The 18,621-nt window shown below is 58.0% G+C and carries 15 protein-coding genes and 3 pseudogenes; 8 read left to right on the forward strand and 10 right to left on the reverse strand.

Annotated features, from left to right (window positions below; translation table 11 throughout):
- Positions 1–148: 148 nt before the first annotated feature.
- A pseudogene (locus tag EPK99_RS04245) lies at positions 149–1,305 on the reverse strand (DNA polymerase ligase N-terminal domain-containing protein); the annotation flags it as partial.
- 58 nt (positions 1,306–1,363) lie between these two features.
- Entirely contained in the window at positions 1,364–1,672 is a 309-nt protein-coding gene (locus EPK99_RS04250) for a hypothetical protein (RefSeq protein WP_128441391.1), read from the reverse strand.
- A 162-nt stretch (positions 1,673–1,834) separates the two neighbouring features.
- On the opposite strand from EPK99_RS04250, the gene dinB reads away from it, so the two are divergent.
- A complete protein-coding gene (dinB, locus tag EPK99_RS04255; RefSeq protein ID WP_483466560.1) occupies positions 1,835–2,923 on the forward strand; it encodes a DNA polymerase IV in 1,089 nt (362 codons plus the stop codon).
- Between the two features lie 108 nt (positions 2,924–3,031).
- Positions 3,032–3,712 (forward strand): DNA polymerase III subunit epsilon, encoded by a 681-nt coding sequence (locus EPK99_RS04260; RefSeq protein ID WP_245455734.1) that lies wholly within the window; start codon positions 3,032–3,034, stop codon positions 3,710–3,712.
- A gap of 363 nt (positions 3,713–4,075) precedes the next feature.
- On the opposite strand, the gene EPK99_RS04265 is transcribed toward EPK99_RS04260, so the two are convergent.
- Positions 4,076–4,957: an AraC family transcriptional regulator gene (locus EPK99_RS04265; protein WP_128441395.1), complete on the reverse strand. Its 882-nt coding sequence runs from the start codon at positions 4,955–4,957 to the stop codon at positions 4,076–4,078.
- A 162-nt stretch (positions 4,958–5,119) separates the two neighbouring features.
- On the opposite strand from EPK99_RS04265, the gene EPK99_RS04270 reads away from it, so the two are divergent.
- Positions 5,120–5,965: an oxidoreductase gene (locus EPK99_RS04270; protein ID WP_128441398.1), complete on the forward strand. Its 846-nt coding sequence runs from the start codon at positions 5,120–5,122 to the stop codon at positions 5,963–5,965.
- A gap of 669 nt (positions 5,966–6,634) precedes the next feature.
- Here EPK99_RS04270 and EPK99_RS04275 read toward each other — a convergent pair.
- Positions 6,635–7,132, reverse strand: coding sequence for a hypothetical protein (locus EPK99_RS04275; RefSeq protein ID WP_128441400.1), 498 nt, complete (start codon positions 7,130–7,132; stop codon positions 6,635–6,637).
- Between the two features lie 706 nt (positions 7,133–7,838).
- Here EPK99_RS04275 and EPK99_RS04285 point away from each other — a divergent pair.
- Both EPK99_RS04285 and EPK99_RS04290 read left to right on the forward strand, forming a co-directional pair.
- On the forward strand, positions 7,839–9,017 hold the full coding sequence (locus tag EPK99_RS04285; RefSeq protein ID WP_342633729.1) for a Fic family protein: 1,179 nt from the start codon (positions 7,839–7,841) through the stop codon (positions 9,015–9,017).
- Between the two features lie 149 nt (positions 9,018–9,166).
- Positions 9,167–9,496: an HNH endonuclease gene (locus EPK99_RS04290; RefSeq protein ID WP_128441402.1), complete on the forward strand. Its 330-nt coding sequence runs from the start codon at positions 9,167–9,169 to the stop codon at positions 9,494–9,496.
- Between the two features lie 725 nt (positions 9,497–10,221).
- Here the strand turns inward: EPK99_RS04290 and EPK99_RS04295 are convergent.
- Positions 10,222–10,467, reverse strand: a complete 246-nt coding sequence (locus EPK99_RS04295) for a DUF982 domain-containing protein (RefSeq protein ID WP_425374168.1) — start codon at positions 10,465–10,467, stop codon at positions 10,222–10,224.
- A 198-nt stretch (positions 10,468–10,665) separates the two neighbouring features.
- A complete protein-coding gene (locus EPK99_RS04300) occupies positions 10,666–10,869 on the reverse strand; it encodes a hypothetical protein (RefSeq protein WP_128441404.1) in 204 nt (67 codons plus the stop codon).
- 925 nt (positions 10,870–11,794) lie between these two features.
- On the opposite strand from EPK99_RS04300, the pseudogene EPK99_RS26040 reads away from it, so the two are divergent.
- Positions 11,795–11,965: pseudogene (locus EPK99_RS26040) on the forward strand (BA14K family protein); the annotation flags it as partial.
- Between the two features lie 51 nt (positions 11,966–12,016).
- Here EPK99_RS26040 and EPK99_RS04310 read toward each other — a convergent pair.
- The 3 genes and pseudogenes from EPK99_RS04310 to EPK99_RS04320 form a co-directional block, all read right to left on the reverse strand.
- Positions 12,017–12,298, reverse strand: a pseudogene (locus tag EPK99_RS04310) (efflux RND transporter permease subunit); the annotation flags it as partial.
- The gene (locus tag EPK99_RS04315) at positions 12,295–13,395 is read right to left on the reverse strand and encodes an efflux RND transporter periplasmic adaptor subunit (protein WP_128442160.1); all 1,101 of its coding nucleotides are present in this window, start codon (positions 13,393–13,395) and stop codon (positions 12,295–12,297) included. The gene EPK99_RS04315 and the pseudogene EPK99_RS04310, both read right to left, overlap by 4 nt.
- A gap of 29 nt (positions 13,396–13,424) precedes the next feature.
- A complete protein-coding gene (locus tag EPK99_RS04320; protein WP_128441407.1) occupies positions 13,425–14,849 on the reverse strand; it encodes an efflux transporter outer membrane subunit in 1,425 nt (474 codons plus the stop codon).
- Positions 14,850–14,995: 146 nt separating this feature from the next.
- Here EPK99_RS04320 and EPK99_RS04325 point away from each other — a divergent pair, with 146 nt between their 5' ends.
- Positions 14,996–15,682, forward strand: a complete 687-nt coding sequence (locus EPK99_RS04325; RefSeq protein WP_128441410.1) for a response regulator — start codon at positions 14,996–14,998, stop codon at positions 15,680–15,682.
- A 2-nt stretch (positions 15,683–15,684) separates the two neighbouring features.
- On the forward strand, positions 15,685–16,977 hold the full coding sequence (locus EPK99_RS04330; RefSeq protein ID WP_128441412.1) for a HAMP domain-containing sensor histidine kinase: 1,293 nt from the start codon (positions 15,685–15,687) through the stop codon (positions 16,975–16,977).
- A gap of 819 nt (positions 16,978–17,796) precedes the next feature.
- Here the strand turns inward: EPK99_RS04330 and EPK99_RS04335 are convergent.
- The gene (locus EPK99_RS04335; protein ID WP_128441414.1) at positions 17,797–18,597 is read right to left on the reverse strand and encodes a helix-turn-helix transcriptional regulator; all 801 of its coding nucleotides are present in this window, start codon (positions 18,595–18,597) and stop codon (positions 17,797–17,799) included.
- Between the last annotated feature and the right edge of the window lie 24 nt (positions 18,598–18,621).

Raw genomic sequence — 18,621 nt, forward strand, 5'->3', positions numbered from 1 at the left:
GAAATATCACCAGCTATCCTAGCGACAACCTCCACGAGCCCTAAAAAACGAAATGTGACGATAAAGAGGCAGAAGTTGTGACTTATCCGCCACCAGCCATGTCTGCGCCGACGCGCCCTCCGATATGCTTGGTCGAAGGATTGTCGTAGCCGTTACGACAACTTGAAACGAGGCCTATTAAGTTGCCATTGGTCTTGGCATAGGCACCGATACCACTTCATGGCCGGCAAGGCATTTTGAGTTTGCCAGGTGTCGGTTCGGCCCGACCGATAGGGTGCGTCAGCTTGCTTGGAAACAATGCCCTCAAGCGGCAGGCGGCAGGCGGATTTCAAGACAGCGTCACCACCGGTCTCGAAATGTTCGACGAAGCGCAGACGCGGGTCTTCGCCCGAATTCGATAACAGCGCTGCCAGACGGTCCTTGCGCTCTGTCAGAGTTATTTCCCGCAGATCTTCGTCTCTAACGAACAGCAAATCGAACCCGAAATAGACGAGATCATATGTTTTGCCCTCCGACAGTGCGGCCTGAAGTGCTGCGAAGTCCGGTGCGCATCTCGGATTTGGCGCGTTGCGCAACGGCCGGCTTTTTCTTCGTCGCTTGAGCTTTCACTACGGTCTTTGTACCGGCTTCGCGCTCTTCAGCCGCAAGACCGTGATTGCTGTCCCAGATAGCGCCGGCTTCAACCACCCCGCCCTCAAGCATGAACGGCTTCGGTTTCTTTCCCTTGCCGGCAGCGATGGCTTCCATAGTCCGGCCCGATGCGACCGAGGTGTCATTGTCATCAAGGACCGCTGCGCCATTCTCTTCGACGGCCGCCTCATCGCGATGTTTGATCAGAAGCCAGTTGGTGCGTTTGCCGCCATCGCGGTCATACCGCATGCGCACGAGAACGAAGCTCCCATGCAGCCGGTTGCCCTTCAAGGTGAACTTGAAATCTCCCTTGGCGAGCGCCTCCTCGGGCGTCTTGTTTCCCTCCGGCTCCCAGTAGCCACGATCCCACAGCATCACTGTGCCACCGCCATATTGGCCTTCCGGGATCGTGCCTTCGAAGTCGCCATAATCGAGAGGGTGATCTTCGACCTCGACGGCAAGTCGCTTGTCGTGAGGATCGAGCGAAGGGCCTTTGGTCACTGCCCAGGATTTAAACACACCATCAAGCTCCAGCCGCAAGTCGTAATGCAGGCGCGTGGCATCATGCTTCTGGATCACGAACCGCCAGCGGTTCGAGGCCTTGACCTCGCCGCTCGGCTCGCCCATCTTTTTGAAGTCGCGCTTGGCGCGGTAGGTCGAAAGATTGTCGGCCACTCATCGATCCTCTACGCATACGAGTACGCAGCCGGCATGGCGCCGCCTGCGAGAATGCTCATCGGCCGGAGACGCGGATCGCGCCAGCCTCACCCAAACTGCGTTGGACAGCGGCGATCTGGCTGTCTGATATGTCGGCCGAGACCTCGATCTCCCCTTCAAGTGCAGCGTCATCGCGATCGCCGCCCTCATGGGAAGCGTCGCCGCCCGACGGCTTTGAACCGGCGGTATTTGCGTCCGTGGCGGACTGGATGAAAATGTCCGGTCTGGAGATGCCGTGCTGCTGAACCAGGTGTTCGACGGCAAGGTCGGCGGCCGCTCGCGTCTCGAAAGTCGCCCGGATCGTGGTAGTGCTGTCGTCTGCCATGTCCCTGTCTCCTGTTTTTAGCCTCAGTTTAACAAACGCCCCAAACACTCCGGTGGTTTCGCGGTCCTTATGTTCAAACAGCACGAATGTTGGCTTATTCTGCGAAGACTGTTATGTTCCCTTTTTGTTTCCATAACCGGCAGTGATTGACCCATGAGTGCGATGATGCAGCCCACCGTCCGAAAAATTATCCACGTCGACATGGATGCTTTTTACGCGTCGGTCGAACAGCGGGATAACCCCGATTTGCGTGGGAAACCGCTTGCAGTCGGTGGGTCGGCTGCTCGTGGCGTGGTGGCTGCAGCCAGTTATGAGGCGAGGGGCTTCGGCGTCCATTCGGCAATGCCGTCGATCACTGCCAAGCGCAAATGCCCGGACCTGATTTTCGTGCCCCCACGCTTTGACGTCTACAAAGCCGTCTCCCAACAGATCTGCGAGATTTTTGCAGAATACACCTCGTTGATCGAGCCACTGTCGCTTGACGAGGCCTATCTCGACGTGACTGAAAACCTGAAAGGCATGGAAATTGCCACCGAGATTGCGCTGGAGATCCGCGCAAAGATCAAGCAGGCGACCGGATTGAATGCGTCTGCCGGGATTTCCTACAACAAGTTCCTCGCCAAGATGGCGAGCGATCTCAACAAGCCCAACGGCCAGGCGGTGATTACCCCGAAGAACGGACCGGGCTTTGTGGAGTCCTTGGCCGTCAAGAAATTTCATGGGGTAGGTCCGGCGACAACCGAGCGTATGAGGAAATACGGGATCGAAACCGGCGCCGATCTCAAGTCGAAGTCGCTTGCCTTCCTTACCGAGCATTTCGGCAAGTCGGGGCCTTATTTTTACGGCATTGCTCACGGGGTCGATCAACGTCAGGTTCGCCCGGACCGGATCCGGAAATCCGTAGGTGCCGAGGACACGTTCGTTCAAGACATCGACAACCTCGATCTGGCCAAGGCCGAGTTAGCGCCACTTGCAGAAAAGGTCTGGCGCTACTGCGATGCGAACCGTATCGGAGGCAAGACCGTGACCGTGAAGATCAAATATTCCGATTTCACCCAGGCGACGCGAAGCCGGTCGGTCGCGTTGCCGTTTGCAGGGATGCACGAGCTTCTCGAAGTCGCGTGTGGTCTGTTGACCACTGTTTTCCCTTTCAAGCGATCGGTTCGATTGCTTGGAGTCACTCTTTCCTCGCTCACCAACAACCAAATCGCCGTGGCCGATAGATCACCGCAGCTCGATCTCGATTTCTGAGCAGTTCCGGAGTTTGAAAGGCAGGTCAGCATCGCTGAATTTTCCAACGCAAGGGTTCGCGTCATCGATCTGGAGACCGGCGGTAATGGACCGAACGACGTCTGCGAGATCGGATGGCAGGACGTCGTCACCGATGAGGACGGCAGATGGCAGATCACGGATGAGCGCGGCGCGTTGTTCGTCAATCCGGGGCGACCGATCTCGCCGGACACAATGGCGGTGCATCATATCCTTGACGCAAATGTGGCTGACGCACCCTACTGGAAACAGGTTGCCGCCGGCATCCTTCGCCCGGCAGGGCGGATCGATGCGTTGGCGGCCCACCGAGCATCCTTCGAGCAGCGGTACTGCACCCCGCGTTTCACCGGAGGCACGCCATGGATTTGCACCTGGAAATGTGCGCTGCTTGCATGGCCGGAACTTCCGCGCTTCTCCAACCAGATGCTTCGATACCAGCGGATGCCCGAAGGTCTGGATCATGAGACTGGATTGCCCGCTCACCGCGCAATGCCTGACGCTTATGTCACAGCCCATCATCTGCGCGATCTCCTCAACGAACGATCGCTTGAGACCCTTTTGGCGTGGAGCAGTGAGCCTGGCCTTCTGCCCCGCGTGCCATCTGGTCCGGATCGCGGCAAGGGTTGGGATCGCCTCAGTGATACGACGCTGCAAGAATTCATTCATGATCGGGATGTCGACATCCGGTTTAGCGCACAAACCGAGCTGACGCGGCGTGGAGACCGTGAACAGCCCCAGGTCGGCGAACCCGCACAACGGACATTTTTGTGATGTGACACGCTCAGACACGGCCACATATTTCCACGAGCGGCCGCGGCGGGCGAGCCATTGAGCGAGAGAATGAAGAGCATCGGAGTTTTCAGCATCGCGCCGGCCCAACGGGACGGGAAAGCGGGAATTCTCGACACGGTTGGGCCGGAGGATGGGCAGCCGCAGGAGGCTTAGCATAGCGCCGCAACGCGGAAGGCGGGACCGACTGCCCCGGCAAAACCGTTCCGTAGATCTTCTGCCTACGGTGCCGACAGACTGACTACAAGCAATGGCTCGAAGCTGTTTTGCGGAGGGGATCGGACTGAACTGCTGGCCGCTTCAGCATCCAAGGACGGAAGCCGCGTGCCAGTTGGCCTGGTTGGTTCACTGTCCCTCATCACGGTTTGGTGTTACGTCGCTGAGGGGTGATACCCCAAACATCCTGCGGTACTCGCGATTGAACTGCGACTGATTATCATACCCGACTTCGAAGGCGATCGTGCCTGCCTTCGAACCACCGAGATGCAATCTGCGACGCGCCTCGTGTAGTCGCAGTCGGGTTCGGAACTGTAATGGGCTCGATCCTGTTGCCGATTTGAAAGCACGATGAAACGACGTGATACTCATTCCGGTCATTTGGGCAAGGTCGGCAACGCTCAAAGCCTTGTTGAAATGTGCCTTGATCCAGGCTGTTGCTTCGGCAATTCTGGATATCTGGGTACCAGTTGTCCCGGATTGCCTGACGAGGGCTGAAAGGCTGCCGACGAGAAGCCGGTAATGGATCTCGCGTTTGATGAGGGGTGCGATTACCCTTATATCCGCTGGCCGATCCAGAAGCCGAACAAGCCTCTCGAAAGGCTCGAGGATGTCTTCGCTTTGTGATGCCGTTTTGGCACCGGCCGTTTCGCTGATCCCGCCGCGGCACTCTTGTTCGAACATTAGATCCACGATGAGCTCCGCGTCGAGATCAAGGGTCAGCGCAAAGTGTGGCTCCAACGGCGTTGCCTCGGTGATGTTGGCCGAGACTGGCAGGTCGATGACCGCGACCAGGTAGTCATCGGGGCCCACATCTAACCGCGTACGATCCAGAGAAATTTGCTTGCGCCCTTGCAGAACAATGCAGATCCGGGGGTTGTAGAGACTTCGTACCGGTTCCGTGGGATGATCACTGCGGAACAAGGTCAATCCAGGTACCGCCGTTGCCTGCTTTGACCCCCGGCAATGCGCCCGCAAATGATCTATCAACCGCCGTTTCGTCGTTTCCATGGAGACTCACGTTAAAGGAATTGGAAACGAACTGCAGCACGTCGCGATGGAATTGGTAGGATTGTGCAACACTCTGGAAGTCCTGATCTAAGCGTCATGGTGTGTGGGTCCCATCTTTCATGCAAGGCCGCGCGGTCTTGCTCATTTGAAAAGGGAAACACAATGACTGACGATGTATCTGTCTGGCTGATCACCGGCGCCTCATCAGGATTAGGACGAGCACTCGCCGAAGCAGCGCTCAAGTCTGGCTACAACGTCGCGGCGACAGCCCGGCGTCCCGAAGCTCTGGCTGACCTGGTGCAAAAATATCCCGATCGCTGCGTTGCGACAACACTCGATGTGACCGATCCTGCGAGTGTCAGAGCTGCGGTTTCAGAAATCGAAAGCGGATTCGGTAAGATCGATGTTCTGGTCAACGCCGCTGGCTACGGATACTTGGCCGCCATCGAGGAAGGCGAGGACGCGAATGTGCGTGCGCAGTTCGAAACAAATGTCTTTGGACTGCTCGATGTCACCAAGGCCGTGCTGCCTGGTATGCGCAGCCGTCGAAAGGGAGCGATCGTCAATCTGTCCTCCCTGGGCGGTTTGGTCGCTTTTGCGGCAACTGGTTATTACCATGCGACCAAATTCGCCGTCGAAGCTTTATCGGAATCACTCTCGCACGAAGTTCAGCCGCTGGGGATCAAGGTTCTCATTGTCGAGCCCGGTGCCTTCCGGACAGATTGGGCCGGCCGCTCCATGGTTGAATCGCCGGTTGTCATTGAAGACTATGCAGAGACGGCGGGGAAACGTCGATTGGCTACGCGTTCCGTCTCGGGCTCACAGCCCGGCGACCCGGCAAAAGCTGCGGCAGCGATCATCAATGCAGTTCAGTCCGAGAGCCCCCCTCTTCGTCTCCTTCTCGGGTCGTCGGCACTGAAGATTGCGCGTGATCGACTTGATGCCCTTCGAGTAAATTTCGACGCCACAGCCGATGTCACGACCGGCGTCGATTTCCCGGCGATGTAAAAAGATCCGGGAGAGTTTGTCCTAAGATATGGCGTTGTGCCTGGGTCCGCACGATCATGAGCCGGGTGCCGAAAGAGCTCATCGGCGTCTGTTCCGCAATCGCAGTATTCAGCAAGCCGCGATCATCGACCGCGTTGGCGCAAATCTTCTAAATTTGCAGCGCTGCAAAATGCCCACTAACATATCGAGCAAATCTCCGAATTTCGCGACAATAGATCATCAGGATGTCCTCGGTCATCGGGACCAAACTCTGCGATAAAATCGGAACGGTGACCAAACATCTTTGCGATCGCGCGTTCCAGGTTCTCCGGCGAGAATTGAAGGACGGCGTTCCGGTCGCTGAGCGGAATATAAGCCAAGGAGTTGCGGCCGGGGACCCGTACCGCTTGGTAAAACCGGAGATCGCGTCCCGCGCATCTATCATACAATGCGATCCTACCGGCTGCGGACGACCTATATCCGAAGACGATGTAGTCAATTTTGAATGGCGAACTCAAAAGCCTCTCGCCTTTGTGGCTGGTAATACGCCACTCTTTCTCATGTGACCACTCGCGGCCTTTTGAAAACCAGATTGCGTTGTGCCATCTCTTGTCCTGACGCAGAAAAAAGTCACGCGCGAGAACCGGTCTGGAACGGCGGCTGTAGATCACAGGCCTGATTATCATGTCCTCATTGATGAACTCGCCCCCCTGGAGGCACAGCATAGCCGATCAGGAGTCCTGAATGTCCTCCCGCGTAGTAGGACCAAAGGAGGTTACTGTTTCCGACCGACGAAAAGGAATGAACGCCCATCATATAGAAGGCATCTCTGATGAAACTCGAATTGTTGAGGATCTGAAGCAGTATTTCCTTCGGGAAATCTTTCACCTTTCCATCGACAAAGTCATATCCATCTGCGGTCTGCACAAACTGCGAAGCGTCCATCTCCGCAATCGCGTGCAGTATTTTTGTGTCTATCTCCCTCCGCTTGAGGGGGCGGATCTCCGGTTGGACATCAAAAGGATCGTTTAGCTTCGAGGGTAAACTTACCCAAATTCTATTCTCTACGATCGCTGCAGATCGGTAGTCCGCAAAGGTGCAGTACTTGTAGAGGAAACGCGGTCTGCGTTTCACCTTCGCAATAAGTTCGAGCGTCTTGGTCGACCTATGATGAAATAATGTTTCCATGCTTCCACAACGTTTGGTCCGCTTTTGCGTCACTACAACAAGGCTTTTGGCACACACTATAGGATTCGGATCGCGCGTCTGCGTAACGCATGTCAGCTGCCTCCGCAATCTAAGCGTCTATTCGAGCGATTTTCGGTACTGGCAAATACGCGTTCACTGCATCCCTCGATTGGGAGCGATTTTACGTATTCGTTCGCAAAGCCGAAGAGAGATGCCTGAAGGTGCACTGCGCCCCTTTCTAGTTCAAAAGGCTTCCCCGCAGAAACTGCGCATATGCTCAGCGAATTGTACCATCATCTATGGCGCTTTAAGCAGCTAAGGTTTTAGGCGTTACCGGTTCTCAATCCGAGGCGGCATCGCCATAATCCGCCTTCAACGGATTTAAATTAGCGATAGTCCAAAGCGTGAGCGACTTGGCTATAAGAAATCCGACCTTATTCGTGTTGAAGCCTGATAGGGAACATATCTTCGCCGTGATGGTGCAAGCAGGTAGAGCACTGATCGCGGTGGGCGCAGATGCGGCAGCCGCACTGCACGGGGCTACGCCCCGATCTGCTATCCTCAGGATGTCACAGCGGCGATGATCGAAGCGTTTCGTTAATAATAAATACAATGTCGATTGACGGAGCGCTATCCTAAAAGAGTACCCAGTCACAACCTGCGGAGATTACACGAAACAATATCCGCATATCTGCGGAGAATACGCTTGCTATTCTCCGCATCCAAGGCTTATCGTCTAGGCATGTCCTATATCTGGCAGTCTCCCCATTGGCCGAGATTCGAATGGAAACTCGACCACCTTTCATCCAGGATCGCAGCCGTGCGCCTCGATCAGGGACGCCTAATCGGCCGCGTCGAAAGCCTCGGTTTTCACACGCGGGAAGCGACGGTTCTGCGCACGCTCACGGACGACGTCGTCAAGTCGTCGGCGATTGAAGGAGAGCGGCTGAATGAACAACAGGTGCGATCATCCCTGGCAAGACGGCTCGGCATCAATATCGATGGATACGTGACGCCCAACCGCTCGGTTGAGGGCATCGTCCATATCACGCTCGATGCCACGATCAACTGCGCGGAACCACTGACGGCAGAGCGACTGTTCCAATGGCATGCGGCCTTGTTTCCGACCGGCCGCAACGAATGGGGCCAGAAGCTTCGCGTCGGCGATTGGCGTGACGATACAGGTGGCCACATGGAGATCGTCTCCGGCGCATTCGGACACGAGAAAGTGCATTACGTAGCTCCACCTGCCGATTGCTTGGACGCTGAGATGTCAGCCTTCCTCGGATGGTTCAACGGATCGCATGACCTCGACCCTCTCGTGAAAGCGGCAACTGCCCACCTTTGGTTCGTCGCCATCCATCCTTTCGGCGACGGCAATGGCCGTATAACCCGCGCAATTGCCGATATGGCGCTTGCACGCGGGGATGGAGGCGCCCAGAGACTTTACTCCATGTCCGCGGCGATAGAGAGATCGCGTACGAGCTATTATGAAGCGCTGCAGTCGATCACGAGCAAAGAAGCTCTCGACATCACGAGCTGGATCGAGTGGTTCCTGGATCGATTGGGCAATGCTGTTGGCGACACGCTGCAAACCCTCGACAACGTCATGGTCAAGAATAACTTCTGGCAGGCGCATGCAGCAAGCGATCTCAATCCGCGGCAAGCCAAGGTCCTCAATCGATTGCTAGAGGGCGACTTCGAAGGCAAACTCACATCGACGAAGTGGGCAAAGCTAACGAACGCATCGCAGGACACGGCGTCTCGCGACATTGCGGACCTGTTGGCGAAAGATATTTTGCGAAAAGGCGAGGCCGGTGGACGCAGCACGGCCTATGAATTGGCTCTGGATTTTCCGATAAAACACGCCCCCCGATACGAATGAACGATCCATTTGCCCGTGCGGGCGCCCCGCCGCTGCTCTGCTGCCGACGCCAGTGCTTTGTTGAATTTGGCTCGGTTGTCGGCATGTCGTGGTTGGCTATCCAACGGGCGCGGACGCGGTCTGGCAGCCGATAGAAAGATATTAAGTAGATGGCACGTAAGAACAGAGATGATTTTCCTTCGCGGGACGTCGAGGCGGAGCCCGTAATCTGCCCGCTCTGCGAGAGAGCGATACCCGACGACCAGATCGAGGACCACCATCTCGTTCCCAGGAGTAAGGGTGGCAAGATCAAGGTGCCTTTACACCGAATATGTCATAGCCACCTACATGCAGCCTTCACAGACGCTCAGCTGGCGAAGAAGTTCTCCACGATCTCCGCTATTCTCGATGACCCCTCGATTCAGAAGTTCGTCGGTTGGGTGAAAACAAAACCACCTGGCTTCGATGATGAAGCAAAGGAGCGTGGCCGTCGTCGATGAAAGTTGGCCAGGAGACTGCGTGCGTTAGTCATGGATTGAAGATCGCCAGCACGTTGTCTGTCCGGTTCAATGCTCTGACCCTCTCTTCGCCCGATAAAGCGTCAATGCCGCGTAATTCGCCTTGAACGGATATGAACCAACGGTCCTGTTTCTAGAAATTCCCGCGGTGACGAATTTATTGTGAGCCAGAATCTTAGCCGAGCTGGACGACTGAGTTGAGGCCAGCTCTTGACTGTAGGGTTTTGGGGTCGAGGATGAAATAGCTACCATGAACGCGGGCCGGCCTCAATGACCGCTTCCGACCCCATGATGGCCATTCAAGGCTTCTGATCCCGCTCAGAGAGCAGACGTTACTCGAAATGGCAATGGGACGGATGGCAGATCCCCTTCATAGAGAACTTATCGCCCTTGAGGCCTAGCGGGCGGGAACACGATGCACTTGCTGCGTTCGTCCGGGATATCGAGGCGCGCTTGACGTCGGCGGCACCGCTTAAACGTGCTCGCCAAGAGGTATCCTTTTGAAACCCAACCCCCGACTAAAGCAATCTTCTCACTCGTCAAAGCGGTAGGCCGGCACTCATCTGGTGCTGCCCGCGCGTTGGTATGCCTAATGAACTTATTGCCCTTTTGATGTTCCGGTCTTCCTCGCCTACGATCATGCGAGAGGGAATACGGAGCGTGGCCCGCTCCCGTCTCAAGAAGAGGTTAATTGCCTAAGGTATGTCTTAACGGAGAATACCGGCGTCCCGAGCCGCGAGCCGGAACGCGACTTCGGCGGCGGACGCATTACTGCGGCCCTCGACGGCATCCATGCAGACCCGCTTGGCAATGGTGAAGGATTCACCGCCTCTCTTCGGCCAACAGGTCATTAAATATGCAACCGCTTCTCTGCTATTGCGGATGCTCTTAAAGTGATCGCCGGACTCGATGGCAACCTCGATCGGACGGTCCCACAGATCATGGTCCATCATTCATCTCTCGTTTCAGACTGTTGCGGAGAACGCCATCGAGTTGGGCTCGTTCCAGCCTAGGGCTTTGGTCCCAGACGGGCCTCTCGTGGGAGATGAATAGCTTTCAGGAACATCTGCTCATAGCCCATAGCGGATCTGCGAAGCGCTGGCGTGTTGCTCATCGCCGCTGTCGGAAGAGTCGTTCAACAGGTTGAGTACTTAAATGGGCAGCGGATCGAGCATTTTTCTCAATTCCAGTGGATCTTTTATGCCGAACAAGAACCAATTCACGAGATCACGAGCGATTTCCTGCGCGTCTGGATGGTCCAGTGGAATGGATTTATCATCACAGACCTCTTCCAGCACTCTTCTTAGGAGAGCAATATCCCCTGGCTCCAATGTGTCGTGTGACGAAAATACCATTGCGGCCCCCGAGTGTTCCACCGAAGTAGTAGAGTAGCCGCGCAGTTGCGAAACCCGCAAGAGCTTCTAGTATTCTCAGACTTCTGTCCGATGCTGAACCGGTCCACCTGGCAGCCACTAGGGCGCCTCCTATTTTCACGGCACGCCCGTGACCACAAGATACTCGAATCGCTCCCTTTCCAACTGTGATCGATCGGATGGTAAGCCGTAATTCAGTCAAGGCGCTTTACGCTGGCAGTACCAATGCACCTATCTCGCCGGACTCAACGGGAGCCGAGGAACTGGATGGATCAATTGAGCGGGCACTCGAAGAGACACTCGGCTGAGGCGCGCTCTGTGGTCGGCTTATGTCGTTTTACTGTGCGAGGTGCCTGAACCGTTCTGTAATCCAACAACAAGAACCTGATGGAAAAGAGGAAAAGGCGGTCACGCCGAATTAGGACCTCGGCAGGCTTTCTCAGGCTATATCGCCGCCGAGATGGCCGGGGATGCTGCGTTAACAGTGACCAGTCGGTTGAACGTTAACACATCAAGCTTGGGCGCCCGCTCATGACGGTTTTTGCTCGTTGCCCCATAATGAACTTTGCTCGGACTTAAGTCCCGCCGGCTCGGTCGGGCGGAACATCATGATATCTTTCGCATTCTGTTGCCGAACCCACGGGGTAACATTTTGATGAAAGCGGTTTTGGTCATACTCGGAGGATCTGTCCTCGCAATCAGCACCTTCATGGGTGGGTTGATATCGGCGGCTATGTTCACCAGCCATCACGAGCCAAACCGTCTAGCCACCAGCGCTGATGTCTCGCAGCTTTGGACCAACGAACCAGCCAGGGTTAATACGGCCGCTCAATCACTTGAGCGTATCCCAGCGCGCTCACCGTCGCTGCAGACAGCAGAACTAGGCGCTGGCCCAACCACGCCTCTGATGGTCGAAGGAAATGTTTCAGTACGCAGGCCCGACGATACCGGACGCTCGCAAGGCTTCGCCTCTATAGATCCGCAACCGGAGCTGGCCGCTGAGCATTTGCAGTGGTGCGCCAATCGATACCGCTCCTACAGACCACGTGACAATTCCTATCGGTCCTTCAGCGGCGCTCGGAATCAATGCGAGTCCCCATTCTCCGCAACACAGGACACCGGCAGCTCAAGCGCCGGAGATGCTGGCGGAGCCATCGGTAATCGTCGTGGTCACGGAATCGAGCCGCGTCAGTCCCGTCAGTTCGTCCTCGATCTTGCGGGCGACCTCAGTTTCAAGCTGCGAGGCCGCCGCGCCATCGAGAGACGCACTGATCTGGATCGTCGGAAGATCCATGTCGGGAAAGTTCTGGATGTCGAGACGGTTGAACGCCCACAGGCCGCAGCCTGTCATCAGAACGAACAGCAGGATTGGTGGAACGGGATAGCGGATGGACCAGGAGGAAAAGTTCACTTCTTCGCCTCCGTCCCGGCCACAGCAGTGGCATCGACCACCCGCACCACAGAACCGTCCGCGAGGAACGCGCCGCCGGAGGTCACGACTTCGTCGGTCTTCTGAATTCCGGCAATGACCTCGACCCGGTCGCCTTGCCGCCGGCCGGTTTCGACACGCTTGCGTGACACCGTCGGCTGATCGGTTGCGTTGAGAATGAACACGTAGGAAAATCCGTCGCGCAGGGTGACGGCCGTTGCAGGAACCGTCAGGGCGTCGGTCGCGCCAAATTCGAAATTGCCGCTGACGAGAATGCCGGTCTTGGGTTGGGGCAATCCTTCGGCCGGCTGCAGCGCCACATACACAGTTACCCGACCGTTTGCGGTGGATGTCGTCGGGGATACCAGCCTCACCTCGCCGCTGACGTCGCCGAGTGGCGTCGGGATGAGGGCTTTGGTGCCTTCCTTGACATCGGCCAGCCGCTTGACCGGCAGCTCTGCCTGCCACTCGACCCGGTTCTGGCGGATCAGCTTGAACAGTTCGTCGCCGGCATTCACCACCTTGCCAAGCGAGGCGGACCGTTCGGAAATCACCCCATCGTCGATCGCGTAGACCTTTGTGCGATCAAGGGTCAGCTGCGCGGATGCCAACGCAGCCTTCGACGATGCAAGCGCCGCTTTCGACTTGCGCTCCGTGATCAGATACTCCGTCGTCTGCTGGTTTGAGATCGCACCGGAGCCGGTCAGCCCGCGGGCGCGGTCGCCGTTCGCGACTGCCTGGTCGAGATCGGCCTTGGCCTGCTCGACGCTTGCCTGCTGCTGTTCGAGTTCCGCCTGCGCGGTGTCCGCGTCGAACTGGACCAGCAGGTCACCCTTCTTGACCGCCGTCCCCACATCCGCCTTGATGTCTATGATGCGCAGACCACCCGTCTCGGCCGAGATAACTGCCTCATGCCAGGCGGCAAGCCGACCGCTTGCGGGAATGAGCACCGGCCACTGCAGCATCTCCGGCTTCGTCAGGCTGACGGTGAGTGCAGCCGCGCCGGCCGTCGCCTGATTGGCTTCCTGGGCCGAGGTGACGTGGACAAAGGCGAGACTGGTGACGAAGGCGAGCGCCATTTTCGCAAGAAAGCGGGTGTGTTTGCGCATTATTTTGTTCCCTGTGCAGAGGCAAGGCTCACAACCGGGGCGGACCAGCCGCCTCCGAGCGCCTTGTAGAGGGCGATCCAGTACTGGACAGCGTCGCGCCTGATTTCGATGAGGGTGATGGCCGCCGACTGCGCCGATCGACGGGCTTCTTCGCGGTCGAGAATGCTGACGCCGCCAGACGCCCAGTTCTGGTCGACGGCGCGGAAGTAGCGCTGGTAGTTTTCGGCAGCGTTGCGCGCATCGGAGATCCGCCGCAGCGCTGTATCGACACGGACCATAGCCGTTTCAACTTCGGTCACGGCGCCAAGCACGCCGGACTTGTAACTTGCGACCGCGATATCATAATCCGCGACGGCGCTGCGTACCGCTGCCCGTCGTGAGCCGCCATCCAGTAGCGGCACCGATAGCGCTGGACCGAAAGACCATGGCACCGAGCGGCCGGTTACCGTCGACTGACTGATCGAAATCGAGCCGCTGAGGCTAAGGCTGGGATACAGGTCGGCCTTGGCCGCCCCGACGTCGGAGATCGTCGCGGCGACCTCGGCTTCCAGCGCGTTGACATCGGGTCTCTGACGCAGGACCTCGGCGGGCACGGACGTGATACACGCGGCGGATGGTTTAGGAATGCCTCGTTTGCCCTGGTCGAGCAGGCGGCGGACCGCCGTTTCGTCGCCGCCGGTCAGCTGTGTGAGCGATTTGACCAGAATTTCGCATTCACCGCGCTGGGCCGTTAGACTTGAAGAAGAAGAAGCAGCGCTTGCCCGTGTCAGCGCCAAGTCGGCTGTCGACGTTAATCCGGATTGGGCCGACCTTTCGGTGGCGCGAATGGTTGCCGTCTGCGACGCAAGCTCTTCCCTATAGAGACGCTCCAGCTCGCGACAGGCGCGATACTGGACGTAATCGTCGGCCACTTCGGCAGCAACTGAGATCCGGGCATCGTGCCAGGACCAGACCTCGCCATCGGCCCGAGATTGGGCGGCCCGGACCTGCTGTTTGGTCTTGCCAAACAGGTCTAGCTCCCAGGCGGCATCAAGCCCCCCGCTCTTTGTCGTCCCTGCCGCCAGTCTGTTGCTGCCGTCGCCCCTATTGCCCTCCCGGTCTGCCGAGGCAGAGCCGTCGAGCGATAGGAAAAGCCCGGCCTTGGTGCTGTCCAGCGTTGCCCGCGCCTTGTCGATATTGGCGACCGCTTCCTGAACCGTTGGATTTTCGCGCTCGGCCAGGCGCAACAATGCTTCCAGCGAGGGATCCTTGAAGCTTGCCCACCAGGCAATGAGATCCCTCGAGCGGCCGCCATGCGGCACCGTCGCATGCCAGGACGACGCAACGGGCGACACGACCGGATTGAGGGTGGCAAGGCTCGTGCAGCCAGTGAGCATGGCCGCGACGACCGGTACCGGAAACAAGGGAGAAAAAATGCTGCGCATCGATGGAGGGCCGCCCTTAACTGGAGGCCGCACTATAGGGATCGCGGTGTTAATGTCGGTCAAGACCGTGTTAAGTTGGGTAAAACCGCTGTCTTCCTGGTCCGGAGGTCGTAAAGCTGAAGTCATTGAAGGGGCGGAAGCAGGGCATGGCCAAGGTACTTCTGATCGATGACGATACCGAGCTCACCAACCTGCTTGGTGAATATCTGTCCGAGGAGGGCTTCGTTGTCGAAACGACGGCAGATGGTCGCGTCGGCGTGGCGGAAGCCATGTCGTCCTCGACCGATCTGATCGTGCTCGATATCATGATGCCACGGATGAACGGCATCGAGGTCCTGCGCAAGATCCGTCAGGTGAGCGAGGTGCCGGTTCTGATGCTGACGGCCCGCGGAGACGATATTGACCGTATTGCCGGTCTGAACCTCGGCGCAGACGATTATGTGTCCAAGCCATGCTCCCCCGGCGAACTCGCCGCGCGCATTCGCGCCATCCTACGCCGGTCCGGCCGAACCGAACGCGACGGTGCGACAGACGAGATCAGGACAGGCGAACTGGTCCTCTATCCCTCCAAGCGGAGGGCCGAGTGGCGTGCCGCACAGTTGGAACTGACCGGTACCGAATTCAGCCTGCTGGAGGTGCTCGCCCGCTCCGCCGGACAGCTCGTTTCCAAACAGGACATTTCGCTTCGCGCCTTCGGCAAGCCGTTGACCGCGTTTGATCGCCGGATCGACGTCCATATCAGCAGCATCCGGCAGAAGCTCGGGGCGCGGCCGGATGGGCAGCCCTGGATCCAAGCGGTACGCGGCCGTGGCTACCAGTTGCTGGAAGGCTAGCCATGAACCGCCTGTTCTGGAAATTCTTCACGGTGGTCTGGCTGGCCATGGCCGGTTCGATCGCGATCCTTTTTGCAATCAGCACGCTGTTCCAGTCGCCATTCGAGGAAGAAGTCGCCGCACGCGAGCTGGCCCTGACACTGGAGACTGCAGCGCAGGTGCTACAGGCCGACGGTGTGGAAGCGGCAGCCAAGCTGGCGGCCGCCGTGCGGCGGACTGGTCGCGACATCCCGGTTACCATTACAGCGGTCGGACCGGCAATCGACTGCACAGCGCACGATGAGGATGCGCTTGTTCGAAACGCCGTGCGCGACGGGGACTGCTACCGGATTAAGATTGCCGGTCCGGCGCCGAGCATGATCGCAAAAACCTGGCCGCGGGCAGTTCCATGGCTGGCAGCCCTGCTTGCGGCGGCGGCCTCCGCCTATTGGCTCGCGCGTCACTTCATTACCCCGGTCGAGCAATTGCGCTACGGGCTCCGAGCGCTCGCCGAAGGCAAGCTTGACGTGCGGATCGCCCATACGATTGGCGCCAAGCGCGACGAGATCACAGCGCTGGCACATGACCTGGACATTACCGCCGCCCGGCTCCAGGAACTTCAGGTCGCCCAGCAGCAGTTGTTTCACGACGTGTCGCATGAACTGCGCTCACCTCTGTCGCGGCTGCAGGCCGCCATCGGAGTGCTCCAGCAGAACCCGGCGCGGCTTTCGGCAATGATCGAGCGGATGGGCAGGGAGGTCGAGCGTCTCGATGAACTGGTCGGCGAAATCCTCACATTGGCCCGGCTGTCGGATCGCGATACACCGCGCTTCGAGCGGCAGACGCTGGATGTCGTCGATCTCCTGCGGGAAATTGTGGAAGATGCCGGCTTTGAGGGGCAGGAGCGCGGCATCACTGTCCAATATGAGGGCGTCGACAGCTTCGTTGCCTCAGTCAACGGCGAACTCATCTACCGCGCGCTGGAGAACGTCATCCGCAACGCCATAACCCATACCAGGGCTGGCACCGCCGTCCGCGTCGCCTCCACGGTCCCGAACCGACAACTGGTCGTGACCGTCGAGGACGATGGCCAGGGCGTGCCGGACGCGGAACTGGAGGCGATCTTCAAACCTTTTTCGCAGAGTTCCGCGGTGACCACCCGTTCGGGCTTCGGACTGGGCCTTGCCATCACGCGAAGGGCCGCGGAGTGGCACGGCGGCGGCGCGATGGCGGAAAACAGGGCCGCCGGCGGCCTTCGCGTGTCCATCACGTTCCCTGCCCTTGACGCAAGCCTGTCATCGCCCGTTGCCCCGTAATTAGGCGAAGGTACGCTGCTGTTCCCGCTTCTCTCCAAAACGGGCGAGGAGAGCGCTATGTTCGACGTCTTGGAAGACTCTGTCGAATTCATACGGTTTTGGCCCGAACGAGAATCACGGAATTCCTGTATCAGGCGGCGGCTTTCTTCAAGACAAGGACGCCTTTCGAAGGGATACAGGAATTGTCGAGATTGATAGACCCAATTATCCGGGCCGCACGGGCCGACGAGATTATTAGGTCGTGTTGAAAAAGCGGGTTCCCATCTAATCAGCCGAAGCGCTATTGAGTCAGATGCAAGAGGTGGCGGCGCTATGCCGGCCATCGCCTGATGCGACAATCCACATCCGACGCCTTGAACCAGTTCGAACCTTCAACAGTGCGCCTCGTCACCCAAACACTCTGTAAGGCCAACTTTCTTGCATAGGTCGAGCGGATTCAAAAGCTCTCGCAAGAGGAATGACGAACCTAGCCTCAATATTCGTGAAGGACACGCGGTATGCGAACTGGTCTTCGTGCGGCATCGGCGTCGAGATAAAGTGTAACGGAAACGACCAGTTCGCCTGCCCCCTCAATCCGGCCGGGACCGGCGCTTTCGCGGCGTTTTGAATTCTATGGCGCGGAGCTATGTCCCGTTTGTAGACCATGATCGCTACGGTTGGGTTTAGTGGTAGTCTTGGTACCACGGCCAAAGACAGGGCGAACCAATTTAACGAGTTCAAGAACAAAGGGCGGGACCGCTGCCAGCACGAACAAAAAAATCTTTGAAGGCTATTTGCGAAGTTTTGTAGAGCCAATGGTGACCGGCGATAAGTTTCCTACTACTCCAAATTCTTCAGATAGATGGACAGCAGCTGCGTCTGCGAGGAAATGCCGAGCTTACGGTAGACGTTGCGGCGGTGAACCTTCACGGTTCCTGTGGATATGCCAAGCCGCAGACCGATCGATTCCGACGAATGCCCCTGCAGCACGAGCTCGATGATCGACGCCTCCCGTTCCGTCAGGTTGAGATTGCGCCAGACCCTGTCGGCCGCTGGATGCGCCGATTTTCGCCTGCCCTTCGTGCTCTTCGCCAAGGCCGCATCGAACCGGCGCCCGAGATCCGGCCAGGCGTGATGAACCAGCCCGGCGACCATCGGCTCGGCCTTCTTCAGCAGCGCAAATTCGGCGCCCGAGAATACGCCTGAGCCTTCCCGCCGCATCAATGACAGGACGATCGTGATCCCCTCCTCCAGAGCGATGAAGAAACCGATCTCCTCGGCCAATCCCGTCTGGGTATAGTAGCTGCGAAAATATTCGCTGGAGAAGAAGCGATCCGGGGCAAGCTCGCGCATCCGCCAGACACCCGGCTTAGGCTCCCGAGCGGCGTGATAGAACGGGTCGAGCAGGAACGGACCGGCCTGATAAAGGCTGACGAAGACCACATGCTCTTCCGGCGTGAACGTGCTGTAGAGATCGATCGGGCGCTCTTTCTCCCGGTAGGCGAAGATCACGGCATAATCGAACGTTACCAGCGCGCGCATCAGCGAACAGAAATTGCGCCCGGCCTCCTCGTCACCGGTAGCGATGCCGCCGATCATCGGCCCAACCGTTTCGAACAATGCTTCCAGATCAATGCCCATGCACGCTGTCCAGTCTTTGCAAAA

This window comes from Neorhizobium lilium (assembly GCF_004053875.1).
GTDB classification, from domain to species: domain Bacteria; phylum Pseudomonadota; class Alphaproteobacteria; order Rhizobiales; family Rhizobiaceae; genus Neorhizobium; species Neorhizobium lilii.

What these genes read in the sequence shown, in the direction of transcription:
- EPK99_RS04290 (WP_128441402.1), top strand. Translation starts at nt 9,167, where the DNA reads ATGGCACGTAAGAACAGAGATGATTTTCCTTCGCGGGACGTCGAGGCG.
- dinB (WP_483466560.1), top strand. Translation starts at nt 1,835, where the DNA reads ATGATGCAGCCCACCGTCCGAAAAATTATCCACGTCGACATGGATGCT.
- EPK99_RS04250 (WP_128441391.1), bottom strand. Translation starts at nt 1,672, where the DNA reads ATGGCAGACGACAGCACTACCACGATCCGGGCGACTTTCGAGACGCGA.
- EPK99_RS04265 (WP_128441395.1), bottom strand. Translation starts at nt 4,957, where the DNA reads ATGGAAACGACGAAACGGCGGTTGATAGATCATTTGCGGGCGCATTGC.
- EPK99_RS04275 (WP_128441400.1), bottom strand. Translation starts at nt 7,132, where the DNA reads ATGGAAACATTATTTCATCATAGGTCGACCAAGACGCTCGAACTTATT.
- EPK99_RS04300 (WP_128441404.1), bottom strand. Translation starts at nt 10,869, where the DNA reads ATGGTATTTTCGTCACACGACACATTGGAGCCAGGGGATATTGCTCTC.
- EPK99_RS04325 (WP_128441410.1), top strand. Translation starts at nt 14,996, where the DNA reads ATGGCCAAGGTACTTCTGATCGATGACGATACCGAGCTCACCAACCTG.
- EPK99_RS04335 (WP_128441414.1), bottom strand. Translation starts at nt 18,597, where the DNA reads ATGGGCATTGATCTGGAAGCATTGTTCGAAACGGTTGGGCCGATGATC.
- EPK99_RS04270 (WP_128441398.1), top strand. Translation starts at nt 5,120, where the DNA reads ATGACTGACGATGTATCTGTCTGGCTGATCACCGGCGCCTCATCAGGA.
- EPK99_RS04295 (WP_425374168.1), bottom strand. Translation starts at nt 10,467, where the DNA reads ATGATGGACCATGATCTGTGGGACCGTCCGATCGAGGTTGCCATCGAG.
- EPK99_RS04320 (WP_128441407.1), bottom strand. Translation starts at nt 14,849, where the DNA reads ATGCGCAGCATTTTTTCTCCCTTGTTTCCGGTACCGGTCGTCGCGGCC.
- EPK99_RS04330 (WP_128441412.1), top strand. Translation starts at nt 15,685, where the DNA reads ATGAACCGCCTGTTCTGGAAATTCTTCACGGTGGTCTGGCTGGCCATG.
- EPK99_RS04315 (WP_128442160.1), bottom strand. Translation starts at nt 13,395, where the DNA reads ATGGCGCTCGCCTTCGTCACCAGTCTCGCCTTTGTCCACGTCACCTCG.